Source organism: Acidovorax sp. NN32 (assembly GCF_057597245.1).
Map to the genome: position 1 here is coordinate 2153254 of NZ_CP199679.1, position 13793 is coordinate 2167046.

12 protein-coding genes and 2 tRNA genes are annotated in these 13793 nt (G+C 63.9%); 10 read left to right on the forward strand and 4 right to left on the reverse strand.

The genetic code is table 11. The features are described from left to right. Nucleotides 1-83 precede the first annotated feature (83 nt). Both earP and ACT89O_RS10000 read right to left on the reverse strand, forming a co-directional pair. Nucleotides 84-1238, reverse strand: a complete 1155-nt coding sequence (gene earP / locus ACT89O_RS09995) for an elongation factor P maturation arginine rhamnosyltransferase EarP (RefSeq protein ID WP_487262498.1) — start codon at nt 1236-1238, stop codon at nt 84-86. Continuing rightward, complete coding sequence (locus ACT89O_RS10000; RefSeq protein WP_142145203.1) at nt 1235-2137, reverse strand: LysR family transcriptional regulator; 903 nt, start codon at nt 2135-2137, stop codon at nt 1235-1237. Before ACT89O_RS10000 ends, earP begins: the two co-directional genes overlap by 4 nt. Before the next feature lie 405 nt (nt 2138-2542). Here ACT89O_RS10000 and ACT89O_RS10005 point away from each other — a divergent pair, with 405 nt between their 5' ends. The 10 genes from ACT89O_RS10005 to ACT89O_RS10050 all read left to right on the forward strand — a co-directional run bounded on the left by ACT89O_RS10005 (nt 2543) and on the right by ACT89O_RS10050 (nt 12365). Further along, on the forward strand, nt 2543-3748 hold the full coding sequence (locus tag ACT89O_RS10005; RefSeq protein ID WP_487262499.1) for a CaiB/BaiF CoA transferase family protein: 1206 nt from the start codon (nt 2543-2545) through the stop codon (nt 3746-3748). Then, nucleotides 3745-4725 carry a hydroxymethylglutaryl-CoA lyase gene (locus ACT89O_RS10010; protein ID WP_487262500.1) on the forward strand — a complete coding sequence of 327 codons (981 nt, stop codon included), beginning with the start codon at nt 3745-3747 and terminating at the stop codon, nt 4723-4725. Before ACT89O_RS10005 ends, ACT89O_RS10010 begins: the two co-directional genes overlap by 4 nt. 46 nt (nt 4726-4771) lie before the next feature. Beyond that, on the forward strand, nt 4772-5752 hold the full coding sequence (locus tag ACT89O_RS10015; RefSeq protein WP_487262501.1) for a Bug family tripartite tricarboxylate transporter substrate binding protein: 981 nt from the start codon (nt 4772-4774) through the stop codon (nt 5750-5752). A gap of 85 nt (nt 5753-5837) precedes the next feature. Beyond that, nucleotides 5838-6818 (forward strand): Bug family tripartite tricarboxylate transporter substrate binding protein, encoded by a 981-nt coding sequence (locus tag ACT89O_RS10020; RefSeq protein WP_121419688.1) that lies wholly within the window; start codon nt 5838-5840, stop codon nt 6816-6818. Between the two features lie 97 nt (nt 6819-6915). Then, entirely contained in the window at nt 6916-8907 is a 1992-nt protein-coding gene (gene uvrC, locus ACT89O_RS10025) for an excinuclease ABC subunit UvrC (protein WP_487262502.1), read from the forward strand. Nucleotides 8908-8949: 42 nt separating this feature from the next. After that, the gene (gene pgsA / locus ACT89O_RS10030; protein ID WP_055400785.1) at nt 8950-9516 is read left to right on the forward strand and encodes a CDP-diacylglycerol--glycerol-3-phosphate 3-phosphatidyltransferase; all 567 of its coding nucleotides are present in this window, start codon (nt 8950-8952) and stop codon (nt 9514-9516) included. A gap of 368 nt (nt 9517-9884) precedes the next feature. Beyond that, nucleotides 9885-10157: an HU family DNA-binding protein gene (locus tag ACT89O_RS10035; RefSeq protein ID WP_008906675.1), complete on the forward strand. Its 273-nt coding sequence runs from the start codon at nt 9885-9887 to the stop codon at nt 10155-10157. A 15-nt stretch (nt 10158-10172) separates the two neighbouring features. Next, nucleotides 10173-10248, forward strand: a tRNA-Val gene (locus ACT89O_RS10040). A 60-nt stretch (nt 10249-10308) separates the two neighbouring features. Further along, nucleotides 10309-12240 (forward strand): SurA N-terminal domain-containing protein, encoded by a 1932-nt coding sequence (locus ACT89O_RS10045; protein WP_487262503.1) that lies wholly within the window; start codon nt 10309-10311, stop codon nt 12238-12240. 49 nt (nt 12241-12289) lie between these two features. Then, nucleotides 12290-12365, forward strand: a tRNA-His gene (locus ACT89O_RS10050). Between the two features lie 74 nt (nt 12366-12439). Here the strand turns inward: ACT89O_RS10050 and ACT89O_RS10055 are convergent. After that, nucleotides 12440-13459, reverse strand: coding sequence for a tyrosine-type recombinase/integrase (locus tag ACT89O_RS10055; protein ID WP_487262504.1), 1020 nt, complete (start codon nt 13457-13459; stop codon nt 12440-12442). A gap of 54 nt (nt 13460-13513) precedes the next feature. Then, nucleotides 13514-13759: a hypothetical protein gene (locus tag ACT89O_RS10060; protein WP_487262505.1), complete on the reverse strand. Its 246-nt coding sequence runs from the start codon at nt 13757-13759 to the stop codon at nt 13514-13516. Between the last annotated feature and the right edge of the window lie 34 nt (nt 13760-13793).

Below are 13793 nucleotides of genomic sequence, written 5' to 3' on the forward strand. Positions count from 1 at the left end.
CGCGCCGGTGCATGTTCTGCGGCGAAAGTGCGCGGGGTGGTGGCACTGCTGTGCCGTACCTGATTTGCGCAAAGCCTCGGATTTTACCGTTTTTCGGCGACAAAGCCCAAAAGTTGTGCGACGAGGTTGTCCTGCATCAGCAGGCGCGCACGGGCGGCCTGGGTGCAGGCCGTCCACTCGGCCAGGGTGTCGTCGCCGGGCCATTGCAGCGGCTCGGCGTCCAGTCCGTTCCAGGTCGCGTGGAACTGCCGCAGCGAGGCGGGGGCCTGCAGCCAGTCCAGAAGCGCCCAGAGCTTGTCGTGGTGCGCGTTGTCATGCTGCGGGTAGATCTGCCACACAAACGCCTGGCCCGCCCACAGCGCCCGCACCAGCGAGTCCTCGCCACGTACGGCGTTGAAGTCACAGGCCCAGAGCATCTCGTCAAACGCAGGCTGGGGGCGGTGGGGTAGATATGAAATTGATAGCTGATCGCGCTTGTCAGATAAGCGTTGGAGACCCTTTTGAGCGATATCTTGATCACAGCCCTCAGCCAATGCAGCCCGCACGGCGGCCGTGGGGCGGCCCGGAGTCACCAGCAACTGTGTGGGCCGCGTCTGGCTGTGCCGCAGCAGCTCCGGCAAGGCGGCGGGTTCGTAGCAGAACAGCGAAACCCAGCGCTGCTCGGCGCAACCATCGCCCAGCCCGAAGGCGGCGGCGTGTTCTGCACGCCAGGCGCTGCGGTCAAACGCCTCGCGCCGTGCCATCAGGTCGGGTTCGCGCAGCAAGCCGCCCGTGCCGGGCGTGAAGCCAGGGTAGAAGAACCAGCGCGTCCACCCTGCGGCGGGGCCGGACAGGATGGGCGACGGCAGCCTGTGGTTGCGCTCCACGTAAGCTTCTGCCGACAGGTATTCCAGGTTGATCCAGACTGGTTTGGAGGATTTTTGGCCTCTAGCGCTGGATGGATAAGCGCTGTAAGCTATGAATTCAGGAGCAATGTCGCAGCCGAAGGCCTCCACCATCACATCGGGGGCGGGTTCATCAGGGCTCGGTGGTGGCGAACCCCAGGCGCGCAACTCCACGCCGGGGCAGCCTTGGGGCGCCATCCACTGCAGGGCCGAAGCGTCGTCCACCCACAGGCGCACGCGGTGGCCCAGCGCGGCCAGTTGCGCCACGAGGCGCCAGCACACGCCGATGTCGCCAAAGTTGTCGATTACGCGGCAGAACACATCCCACTGGAGCGGGGGCAGGGGGCGGCTCATGGTGATGGCCCCGTTGGCTGCGCGCGCAGGTGCTCCACCAGCAGCCGGGCAACGCTGGAGAGCGCTTCTTCAGACCGCACACACAGCGCCAGCCGCCGCTGCGCCCAGGTCTCGTTCAGCGTGACGGTGCGGATGGCCAGCGTGCCCCGGTACAGCGCGGCGCTGCCACGGGGCATCACGCCTACGCCCAGGCCCGCGTTGACCATGAGGCACAGCGCGTCGTAGCTCGTCACCTGCATGCGCAGGCGCAGTGGCAGGCCGGCCTCGGCGGCCGCGCGGGTCAGCTGGTTGTTGATGGCGCTGCCCGGGTGCGCGCCCACAAAGTCAAAAGGCAGGGCGTCTGCCAGGCGCACGGACTTGCGCCGCACCAGCGCGTGGCCGGTGGGTACCACCAGCACCAGTTCGTCGGTGCGGTAGGGCAGCAGCGTCACGCGTTCGCCGTAGCTGCCTTCGTTGAGGATGCCCACGTCGGCGGCGTTCTCGGCCACGGACTGGGCAATCGCGGTGCTGATCTGCTCCTGCAGCCGCACATCCACCTGCGGGTGTTGCTCCAGAAAGCTCTGCAACTCGGCGGGTAAAAACTGCGTGATGGCCGAAATATTGGCCACCACACGCACATGGCCGCGCACGCCCGTGCCGTAGTCGCGCATCTGCGTGGCGATGCCGTCCAGATCGTTCAGCACACCGCGCGCCAGGTTCAGCAGCGCAAACGCGGCGGCGGTGGGCTCGGTGCCTTTGTTGCTGCGGGTGAACAAGGCCACCTGCAGCGCGTCTTCCAAGTCGGCCAGGCGGCGGCTCACGGCCGATGCGGCCAGATGCTCGCGCGCGGCTGCAGCGGCGATGGTGTTTTCTTCCATCACGGCAACGAACAGGCGCAGGGAGACGGGGTCGAGTTTCATGGGGCACCGATGGTAGCAAGCCGCGTAGTCCACTGAATCACAGAAATCGGCGGTGCGTGAGGGTCTGGCAAGGCTGCAATCTAGACGCCGGGCGGAGCCGGGTTGCACACCCGGCGAGCACGGCAACGACGAGTGCGGCCTTGCCAGACACTCACCCTGCGGGCCGGGGTTGCAGCGAGCGCGCGCCGGCGTTGCCTGGCTTGCCAAGGCGGCCTGCCTTGGCTGCCCCAGGCGCCTTGCCGCGCATCCCGCTGCAACCCCGGCGCACCGCTGATTTCTGTGATTCAGTGGACTATTGCCATGCCGGATTGCGATGGTGGCTTGTTGCTTGAGCGTTTTGCAGGAGGGCCGCAGGTGCGCATCATTCCCGCCCAGCATCACCGCCCGCAGGAGACACACATTTCCATGGATTCCATTGCATCCCCCGCCGCACTGCAAGGCGTGCGCGTCATCGAAATGGGCCAGCTGATTGCCGGGCCGTTCTGCGGCAAGACGCTGGGCGAGTTTGGCGCCGACGTGATCAAGATCGAAGCGCCCGAGACCGGCGACCCGCTGCGCAACTGGCGCCTGATCAAGGAAGGCACCTCCGTCTGGTGGCAGGTGCAGTCGCGCAACAAGCGCTCGGTGGCGCTGGACCTGCGCCAGAAAGAGGGCCAAGTAATAGCCCGCCAGCTGATTGCCGAGGCCGATGTGCTGGTCGAAAACTTCCGCCCCGGCACGCTCGAAGGCTGGGGCATGTCGCCCGAGGAACTGCATGCGCTCAACCCCGGCCTGGTCATTCTGCGTATCTCGGGCTACGGACAGACGGGGCCGTACCGCGACCTGCCGGGCTTTGGCGCCATTGGCGAGGCCATGGGCGGCCTGCGCCACCTGACCGGCGAGCCCGGCCGCGTGCCGGTGCGCGTGGGGGTGTCGATTGGCGACACGCTGGCGGCGCTGCACGGCACCATCGGCGTGCTCACGGCGCTGTACCACCGCAAGGTCAACGGCGGCAAAGGCCAGGTGATCGACGTTGCGCTGCACGAGGCGGTGTTCAACGTGATGGAAAGCCTGATCCCCGAATACAGCGCCTTTGGCGCCGTGCGCGAGGCTGCGGGCAGCGCGCTGCCGGGCATTGCGCCGAGCAACGCCTATCCTTGCACGGACGGCTGGGTACTGGTGGCGGGCAATGGCGACAGCATTTTCAAGCGGCTGATGGATGCCATCGGCCGGCCCGACTTGGGCGCCGCGCCGGACCTGGCCAACAACACCGGCCGCGTGGCCCGCGTGGAAGAGATCGACGCTGCGATTGGCGCCTGGAGCGCGCAGCGCACCGTGCAGCAGGTGCTGGACGCGCTGGGCGCCGCCCGCGTGCCGGCGGGCAAGGTCTACACCGCCAAGGACATCGCCGAAGACCCGCACTACCGCGCCCGCGACATGCTGCTGACGCAGCAGACGCGCGACGGCTACAGCGTGGAAGTGCCGGGCATCGTGCCCAAGCTCTCGGGCACGCCCGGAACCATCCGCAGCAGTGCGCCGCATTTGGGCGATGACACCGATGCGGTGCTGGCCGAGGCAGGTTTGACGGCCGAACAGATCGCCCTGCTGCGCAGCAAGGGGGTCATTCAATGAGTGCATCCAACACCGTGTGGCAAGGCGCGAACCGCCGCATCCACATGCAGGAGGTCGGCCTGCGCGACGGCCTGCAGATGGAGAAGGCCTTTGTGCCCACGGCCGACAAGATCGCGCTGTGCAATGCGCTGTCGGCAGCGGGCCTGTCCAAGATCGAGGTGACTTCTTTCACATCGCCCACCGCCATTCCCGCGCTGAAAGACGCCGAGGTCGTCATGCGCGAGATCACGCGCAGCCCTGGCACGGTCTACACCGCGTTGGTGCCCAACCTTCGAGGGGCAGAGCGTGCCATCGAGTCGCGCACGGACGAGTTGAACCTGGTCATGTCGGTCAGCGCCACACACAACCTGGCCAATCTGCGCATGACGCAGGAACAGTCGTTTGCGGCGCTGGCGCAGGTGGTGGCGCTGGCGCAGGGCGACAACGTGGCGGTGAATGTGTCGCTGTCCTGTGTGTTTGGCTGCCCCATGGAAGGCGATGTAACCCAGGCCGATGTGTTCGGCTGGGTGCAGCGTTTTGTGGATATGGGCGTGCGTGGCATCACGCTGTGCGACACCACGGGCATGGCATACCCCACGCAGGTGCACCAGATCACGGCGGCCGCCCGCGCGCGCTGGCCGGGGGTGGAGTTCACCCTGCATTTCCACAACACGCGCGGCATGGGGCTGGCCAATGTGCTGGTGGCCATCGACGCGGGTGCGGACCGGTTCGATGCCTCGCTGGGCGGCCTGGGCGGCTGCCCGTATGCGCCCGGCGCCAGCGGCAATGTGTGCAGCGAAGAGATCGTGCATGCGCTGGCGCTGATGGGCTACGACACGGGCGTGGACCTGGCCCGGCTGGTGGCAGCGGCGCAGCAGTTGCCTGTGCTCATCGGCCACGACATTCCGAGTCAGATCGCCAAGGCGGGTCCGCGCCTGGCGCTGCATTCGGTACCTGCGGATTTCGACGCCATCCGCGAAAGAGCGCTTTCGCGTTGAATGCGGGCGAGCCTGCATTCATTCACAACAACAGGAGACAAAAGCCATGACATTTCAACCGATGCTGTCCCGCCGACTCTTCACGGCGGCTATGTTGTGCTCTGCTGCCTTGGCAGCAGGCGCGCAGGACAAGTACCCGTCCAAGCCCATCACCGTGGTCGTGCCCCAGGCTGCGGGAGGCGCCAATGACGCCATTGCGCGCGTGGTGGCGCAAAAGCTCGGCGAGCAACTGGGCCAGAGCGTGATCGTGGAAAACCGCCCTGGTGCGGGAGGCACCCTGGCCACGGGCACCACGGCCCGCGCGCGCAACGATGGCTACACCCTGCTGCTGACGGCCGACAGCGCCCATGTGATTGGCCCCGCGCTGTACAAGAACCCCGGCTTTGACCCGGTGAAGGATTTTGCCCCCGTGGCCCCTGTCGCCACGGCCGGTTATGTGCTGGTGGCGCACCCGTCTTTTCCCGCCAACAACGTGGCCGAGCTGGTGAACTTGGCCAAGGCCAGCCCTGGCAAGTATTCGATTGCCTCGGCGGGCAACGGCACGCTGAACCACCTGATCGGCGAGATGCTGCAAAAGGCCGCTGGCATCCAGCTGCAGCACATCCCGTACAAGGGCTCTGCCGCAGCCGCCACCGACGTGGTGGGTGGGCAGGTGCCGCTGTCGGTGCAAAGCCTGCCGTCGGCCATCGCCTTCATCAAGGCGGGCAAGCTCAAGGTGCTGGGCGTGGTCAATGAAAAGCGCGTGGCTGCGCTGCCCGATGCGCCCACCATTGGCGAGACGATCAGGGGCTTTGGCCAGGCGCCCTGGTACGCGTTGTTTGCCCCGGCCGGCACGCGTGCGCCCATCGTGGCCCAGCTGCAGGCCGAGGTGGCCCGGGCGCTGGAGCACAAGGACGTGGTGGACAAGCTGGCTACCGTGGGCTGTGAACCCTTCAAGGGCACGGCAGCCCAACTGGCGGCGCTGGTGCAGTCCGACCTGCCCAAGTGGAGCCGCGTGGTGAAGGACACCGGCGCCACCGTGGATTGAGCGCCTGAGATGGCTATGGCGGGTGCTGGCTGCCCAGCCGCCGCCCCGGAACGATATTCAACAACAGAGAAAGCGGAGACATCGCATGAACCTGCATCGCAAGCAATTCACGTCCCTGGCCCTGGCGGCCATCGCCACCGGCTTTTGGGGTTCTGCCCTGGCGCAAGGCGCCTACCCTACCAAGACAGTGACCATGGTGGTGCCCACCGCCGCAGGTGGCACCACCGACCTGTCGGCCCGCATGCTGGCCCAGGCCCTGGCGCCGGTGCTGGGCCAGTCGGTCATCGTGGACAACAAGGGCGGTGGCAACGGCAATATTGCCGCCAGCATCGTCAAACGCGCCGAGCCCGATGGTTACACCGTGTTCATGCAGTACTCGGGCTACCACGTCATCTCGCCCCACATCACCAAACAAAAGCAGTGGGACCAGGCCGACTTTCAGCCCGTGGCCAACGTGATCTCGGCCCCGCAGATCATCGTGGTGCGCAACGACCTGCCCGTGAAGACGCTGCCTGAGCTGATGGCCTATGCCAAGGCCAACCCTGGCAAGCTCAACTACGCCTCGTCGGGCAATGGCTCGCTGCAGCATGTCACGGGCGCCATGCTGGAGCAGCAGGGCGGCATCAAGATGGTCCACGTGCCCTACAAAGGAACGGGCCCCGCGCTGCAGGACCTGCTGGGTGGGCAGGTGGACCTGACTTTTGGCACCGCGCCTCCGTTCATGCCCCACATCGCCAGCGGCAAGCTGCGCGTGCTGGCCGTGACGGGCAAGCAGCGGCTGCCCAGCCTGCCCGATGTGCCCACCACGGCCGAGGCGGGTTACCCCAAGGTCGATGCCACGTCGTGGTTCGCGTTGTTTGTACCCGCTGCAGTGCCCAAGCCGGTGGTGGACAAGCTCACTGCCGACATCCGCACCGTGGTGCAAAGCGCGGCCTTCCAGCAAAAGGCGCAAGAGCAAGGCGCCACGGCCGACTACCAGACCCCGGCGCAGCTGGGTGACAAGGTCAAGGCGGACCTTGCCAACTGGGCGCAGGTGGTGAAAAGCTCGAAGATCGAAGCAGAGTAGTGGTCAAATTGGCTGCTAGCGCTTGATGTGTAAGCGCTAGTAGCTATTTTTTTCATAGTACACAGGCCAGGCTGCGCGCGGGGCCACAATACGCGCCATGTCCCATTCCGAAGAACTGCTGGCGCAGGTGGCTGCGCTGCCCGCGCTGCCGGGCGTGTACCGCTATTTCGACGCCCAGGGCGCGCTGCTGTATGTAGGCAAGGCGCGCCACCTAAAGCGGCGCGTGTCGAGCTACTTCACCAAGAACCATGGCGGCACGCGCATCGGCCACATGGTCAGCAAGATCGTGCGCATGGAGACCACGGTGGTGCGCTCCGAGGCCGAGGCGCTGCTGCTGGAAAACAACCTCATCAAGACGCTGAACCCCAAGTTCAACATCCTGTTCAGGGATGACAAGAGCTATCCCTATCTCAAGATCACAGGCACGCCCACGGCCAGCGGCAATGCGCCCGCTCAAGTGTTTCCGCGCATGGCTTATTACCGGGGTGCGGTCGATAAGAAGCACCGTTATTTCGGTCCGTACCCCAGCGCCTGGGCGGTCAAGGAAACCATCCAGCTGCTGCAAAAGGTGTTTCGCCTGCGTACCTGCGAAGACACGGTGTTTGCCAACCGCACGCGGCCCTGCCTGCTATTCCAGATCAAGCGCTGCACTGGGCCTTGTGTGGACTTGATCTCGCCCGAGGCCTATGCCGCCGACGTGCAGCATGCCGAGGCACTGCTGCGCGGCGAAACGCAGGAGGTGCTTAAGGCCATGGAGGTGCGGATGATGGCGCATTCCGACAAGCTTGAATTTGAGCAGGCCGCCGATGTGCGCAACCAGATCCAGGCGCTGTCGCGGGTGCTGCACCAGCAGTCCATCGAGATTGCGGACGACAAGGATGTGGACATCTTGGCCATACGCGTGCAAGGCGGCCGCGCCTGTGTGAACCTGGCCATGGTGCGCGGCGGGCGGCATCTGGGAGATCGGCCGTATTTCCCGGTGCATGTGGAAGACGCTGCCGCCGTGTTCGAGGAAGAGGTCGGTGATGGCACCGATGAGAATACTCCGGCCGCGCCCATTCGCCGTGTCGAGGTGCTGGTGCTGGAAGCGTTCATCGCCCAGCATTACATCGGCGTGCCGGTGCCGCCGGTGCTGGTCACCAGCGAACCAGTGGACAAGGCGTTGCTGGAGGCACTGGGCGACCAAAGTGGTGTGCGCGTGACCGCCATCCACCAGCCGCGCGAACAGCGCCGCGCCTGGCTGGACATGGCGCAAAAGAACGCCGATCTGCAGTTGGCCCGCCTGCTGGCCGAAGAGGGCTCGCAACAGGCGCGCACGCGTGCCCTGGCCGAGGCGCTGGATCTGCCGCCCGAAGATCTGGACCAGCTCACCATCGAGTGTTTTGACATCTCGCACACGGCGGGTGAATCCACCCAGGCATCGTGCGTGGTGTTCCATCACCACAAGATGCAGAGCAGCGAATACCGCCGCTACAAGATCGAAGGCATTACGGGCGGCGACGACTATGCCGCCATGCGCCAGGTGCTGACGCGCCGCTACAGCAAGGTGGCCGAGGCCGCGCGCGAAGCTGGGGGCATCGACTTTGCGGCCAACCCCGCGCCCGGGGGTGAAGAGCCCACCAAGCCCAAAGGTGTGGCACGCCTGCCCGATCTGGTGCTCATCGACGGTGGCAAGGGCCAGGTGGGCGTGGCGCGCGAGGTGTTCACCGCGCTGGGGCTGGATCTGACCCGCATCGTGGGCGTGGAAAAAGGCGAGGGCCGCAAGGTGGGCCTGGAAGAGCTGGTGTTTGCAGATGGCCGCGAGAAGGTCTACCTGGGCAAGGATTCGGCGGCGCTGATGCTGGTGGCGCAGATCCGCGACGAGGCCCACAGGTTTGCCATCACCGGCATGCGCGCTGCACGGGCCAAGGTGCGGGTGGGTGGTGGTCAGCTCGAAGAAATTGCGGGGGTGGGCCCCAAGAAGCGTGCACGGCTGCTGCAGCGTTTTGGCGGGGTGCGCGGTGTGGCTGCGGCCAGTGTGGAGGACCTGGTTACCGTGGACGGCATCTCGCGTGAGCTGGCCGAAGAGATCTATCGCGCCTTGCGTTGAGTCCCCGGCCGGACTGCTCGCCTGCCGTGACACAATCGACCCATGTTCTGGACTATCCCCACCTTGATGACCTGGACGCGCATCGTCGCGATACCTTTGATCGTGGGGGTGTTCTACGCACCGCTGGACCCGGCCACGCGCAACCTCATTGCCACCGTGATGTTTGTGGTGTTCGCCGCCACCGACTGGCTGGACGGCTACCTGGCCCGCAAACTGAACCAGACCTCGTCGTTTGGCGCCTTTCTGGACCCGGTGGCCGACAAGTTTCTGGTGTGTGCATCGCTGCTGGTGCTGGTGCATCTGCAGCGCGCCGATGTGTTCGTTGCGCTCATCATCATCGGCCGCGAGATCGCCATATCAGCCCTGCGCGAATGGATGGCGCAGATCGGCGCGAGCAAGAGCGTTGCTGTGCACATGATCGGCAAGGTCAAGACTACGGTGCAGATGGTGGCCATCCCCTTCCTTCTCTATGACGGGCGCCTGTTCGGTGTCATCGATACCGGCGTGTGGGGCACCTGGCTCATCTGGGCCTCGGCTGTGCTCACGGTCTGGTCGATGGTGTACTACCTGCAAAAGGCATTGCCAGAAATCCGGGCGCGTGTGAAGTAGCAGGAGTGGGGCGCGCGCATCCCGTCGGTGGTTTTTCGGATGAATGCGAGGGACTGTGGCCTGCGCTGCATTGTCGGAACTGGGGTGTCAATACGGAGTGCTGCCCATACGGCGTGTTTGAGACAAAAACGCCCCACAAGCCCTGTCGCAGCGTGAAATACGACTAGAATTCACCCCAACGCTGCGCCAAACCAGCGTGTTGTATTGACACCCGGAAACTCGATGGCTTTAATCTGATGCAGCAGCCACTGCTGTGTATGCCAGTCATTCCCCCGTCTGTTTTCAACCAGCCTCCGGCTGCGCTTTCGGACGTGTGAAGACCAGATATCCGCGAGACATTCCACCAACTCTTTTCCGAGAGGCTTCTTGTGAACAAAACCGAACTGATTGAGCACATCGCTACCAACGCCGACATCTCCAAGGCCGCCGCTGCTCGTGCCCTGGAATCCACGATCGAGGCCGTCAAGAAGACCCTGAAGAAGGGCGGCACCGTTTCGCTCGTCGGTTTCGGTACCTTTGCGGTCGGCAAACGCGCTGCTCGCACGGGCCGCAATCCCCGTACCGGCGCTACGATTAAAATCAAAGCTGCTAAAGTTCCAAAGTTCCGTCCTGGCAAGGCATTGAAAGATGCCTTGAACTGAGGATCAGTTTAGGTGGGGTCCTTAGCTCAGTTGGTAGAGCGGCTCCTTTACACGGAGTAGGTCGGCGGTTCGAGACCGTCAGGACCCACCACCACCGAACAAAGGCGAACGCAAGTTCGCCTTTTGTTTTTTGCCTTCTGAAAGATCGACCATGTTTGAATCCATCCGCAAGCACTCCAAGATCGTGATGATCTTATTGTTCTTGCTGATCATTCCATCGTTTGTGCTGGTAGGCATTGACAGCAACTACTTCTCTGAAAAGAGCCCAGTGGTGGCGCGCGTCGATGGCGACAAGATCAACCAGACTGACTGGGACAATGCCCATCGCATGGAGACCGACCGCATGCGTGCGCAGTCTCCCTCGGTCGATCCCAAGCTTCTTGACTCTCCCCAGGCCCGCTACGCCACGCTCGAGCGCCTGGTGCGCGACCGCGTGCTGGCAGCTGCCGCCAAGGAAATGCACCTGGTGACGAGTGATTCGCGGCTGGCACGCAGTCTGCAGGAGATTCCAGCCATTGCAGGGCTCAAGCGCGCTGACGGTACGCTGGACGCAGAAGCCTATCGGGCCCTGGTGGGTACGCAAGGTTTGACGCCGGAAGGCTTCGAGGCCAATGTCCGCCGCGATCTGTCGATCAACCAGGTCATTGGTGGTGTGATGGGTACCGCCTTCAGTACCAATGCCCAGGTCAAGCTCGCGCTGGACCCGCTCTATGAGCAGCGAGAAATCCAGGTGGTGCGCTTCAAGTCTGCAGATTTCTCTGCCAAGGTTGCGCCCACGGATGCAGATCTGGAGTCCTACTACAAGGCAAATCCCGCAAAGTTCCTTCAGATGGAGCAGGCTTCGGTGGAGTATGTGGTTCTGGACCTCGACAGCGTGCGTTCCGGTATCACCCTCAATGAGGACGACTTGCGCACCTACTACAAGGAAAACGTTGCGCGCATGGCTGGCAAGGAAGAGCGTCGCGCCAGCCACATCCTGATCAATGCCTCCAAGGACGCATCGTCTGCCGACCGTGAGAAGGCCAAGGCACGTGCGACGGAACTGCTGGCCCAGGTGCGCAAGGCGCCAGCCACGTTTGCGGATGTGGCCAAGAAGGCCTCGGACGACAAAGGATCGGCCACCGCAGGTGGCGATCTGAATTTCTTCGGACGGGGCGCCATGGTCAAGCCGTTTGAAGACGCGGCCTTTGCCCTCAAGAAGGGTGAAATCAGCGATTTGGTGGAAACCGACTTCGGTTACCACATCATCCAGCTGACCGACATCAAGGCACCCCGCCAGCCTTCCTTTGAAGAACTGCGCCCCACCATGGAAGCCGAACTCAAGCAGCAGCAGGCGCAGCGCAAGTTTGCCGAGGTGGCGGAGTCATTCACGAACAGCGTGTATGAACAGGCAGACAGCCTCAAGCCGGTGGCAGACAAGCTCAAGCTCAAGGTGCAGACCGCGTCTGGCCTCACCCGCACGCCAGCTCCTGGCGCGGTGGGGCCACTGGCCAACCCCAAGTTCCTGGAAGCACTCTTCTCTTCGGATTCGGTGCAGAACAAACGCAATACCGAGGCCGTGGAAATAGGCCCGAGTCAACTGGCTGCTGGCCGCGTGGTGCAGTACACCCCGACCAAAACCCTGCCGCTGGACGAAGTGCGAGCCCGCGTGCGCGAACTGTATGTGGGGCAGAAAGCCTCTGAGTTGGCGCGCAAGGAAGGCGAAGCCAAGCTGGCTGCGTGGAAAGCGGCCCCGGCCACCGCCAGCGGCCTGGGTGCTCCCATCCAGATTTCGCGTGAGCAGGCCCAGAACCTGCCCCGCCCTCTGATTGATGCAGCGTTGCACGCGCCGACAGCCGACGCGCTCCCAGCTTGGGTTGGTGTGGACCTGGGGAGCGAGGGCTATGCCGTGGTCAAGGTGAACCGTGTGGTGCCTCGGCCGGCTCCAGAGGGCCAGCGCGCGCAACAGGAGCGGCAGCAATATATGCAGTGGTGGGCTTCGGCCGAAGGCCAGGCGTATTACGAGATGCTCAAGAAGCGTTTCAAGGCAGAGATCAAAGCGCCGCGACCCTCGGCCACTTTGCAGGCCGCTGCAGAAAATTAAGCAAATTGGTCTTGGGACTCAAAATCCCAGGCTATAATACAAAGCTACGGTGGCTGTAGCTCAGTTGGTAGAGTCCAGGATTGTGATTCCTGTTGTCGTGGGTTCGAGCCCCATCAGCCACCCCAAATAAACAAAGCCGCTGCAGCTATAAAAGTTGTAGCGGCTTTTGTCTTTATTCCCATGCGTGGGAATATCCAGCCTAAAGGGCCTCGCGCCTGACGGTCCTGGACCGGTCGTAAACGCGGGCCGTCGTCTCCTTGTTTTTGTGCATGTCGGGCAGGGTGCCGTGGCTCTCTTTGTGCGCTGTGGCGTAGTACGCACGCAGGTCGTGGAACGTGAACCGGTCTTCCTTGGACAGCACTTTCTCCTTGATCGCGAGCAATACACACCGTTGCCATAGGGTTTTAAACCCCCGGGCCGTGTAGGCGTTGTTGTCGCGCGTCGGGAACACATACAGGCAGTCGATCCCCCGCTGGGCACGTAGCACCTTCAGGCGGTCGATCAGGGCCTGCAGCTTGGGAGTGATGGCGATCACCTCGATCACCTCGCCCCGCATCTTCCCGCGCTGCTTTGCCCGCTTGGTGCGGACCACGCCCTCGGCTTCGTCGATCTGGGGCCACGACAGATCCAGAAACTCCACTTTGCGGTTGCCTGCAAGGCTGGCGTATTCCGCGGCCATGCCGATGATGCGGCGCTGGGGGGTCTGCTGTTCCACCCATGCCAAAAACTTGGCCAGGACTTCCGGGGCGACCGCCACCGTGCGCGCCTCGCCCCCGTGCGGTTCAACGCCAGCGGTCGCGTTCACCGTGCAGACGCCGATCTTGATGCCGTGGCCGAACAGGCGGGAAAGCAAACTCTTTTCAATGTCGGCACGGCGTGGCGCACCGGCGCGCTCGACGTGGATGTATCGGGCCACAATGGCTGTACCGATTTCCGCGATGTGCATGTGACCCAGCCGGTCGTCCAGTTGCTTCCATGCGCTTTCGTAGTCGTCGCGCGTGGCCTGGGCGTACTTCTTCCACCTGGGGCTGTTGGCCTTGAAGTCTTCCCAGACCCAGCGCAGCGTGCCCATGGGGTTCTTGCCGTCAGGCTGGCCGTTCATGTCCAGCACCTTGCGCAACGCGGTGGCCTTGTCCGTGCCAAGGTTCACAGGCTTCTTGCCCACCGGGTGGTAACGGTAGGTGATGGTTTTTCCATCAGCCCAAAGTCGAGCCTCCATTCTGGGCAGGAGGCCCGCAGCGCTGGCTCGGTCGCGTGTTCGTCCCATGGTTGGCTATCCTGCTGCTGCCGTTTTCCAGCGCGGCCCATTGCTGGGCGGAGTGGCGCTGCCCTTTGCCGTTTCCAAGGCGGGTCGGCTAGTGTAGTGTCGCTCCCATTCTGCGCGCGCCACCAATGGGCGGCCGTTGGGGCGCTGATCCACACGCAGCCCAAGGCCGCGCAGGTAGCGGACTTTGGCGGCATTCTGGGATAGTCCAGCACAGATCCTGTCGATATCGTCGTCTGTGAGGTCGGGGTTCATGGTGTCTTTCTCCTGTGTTCTCGTTCCGGCTGGC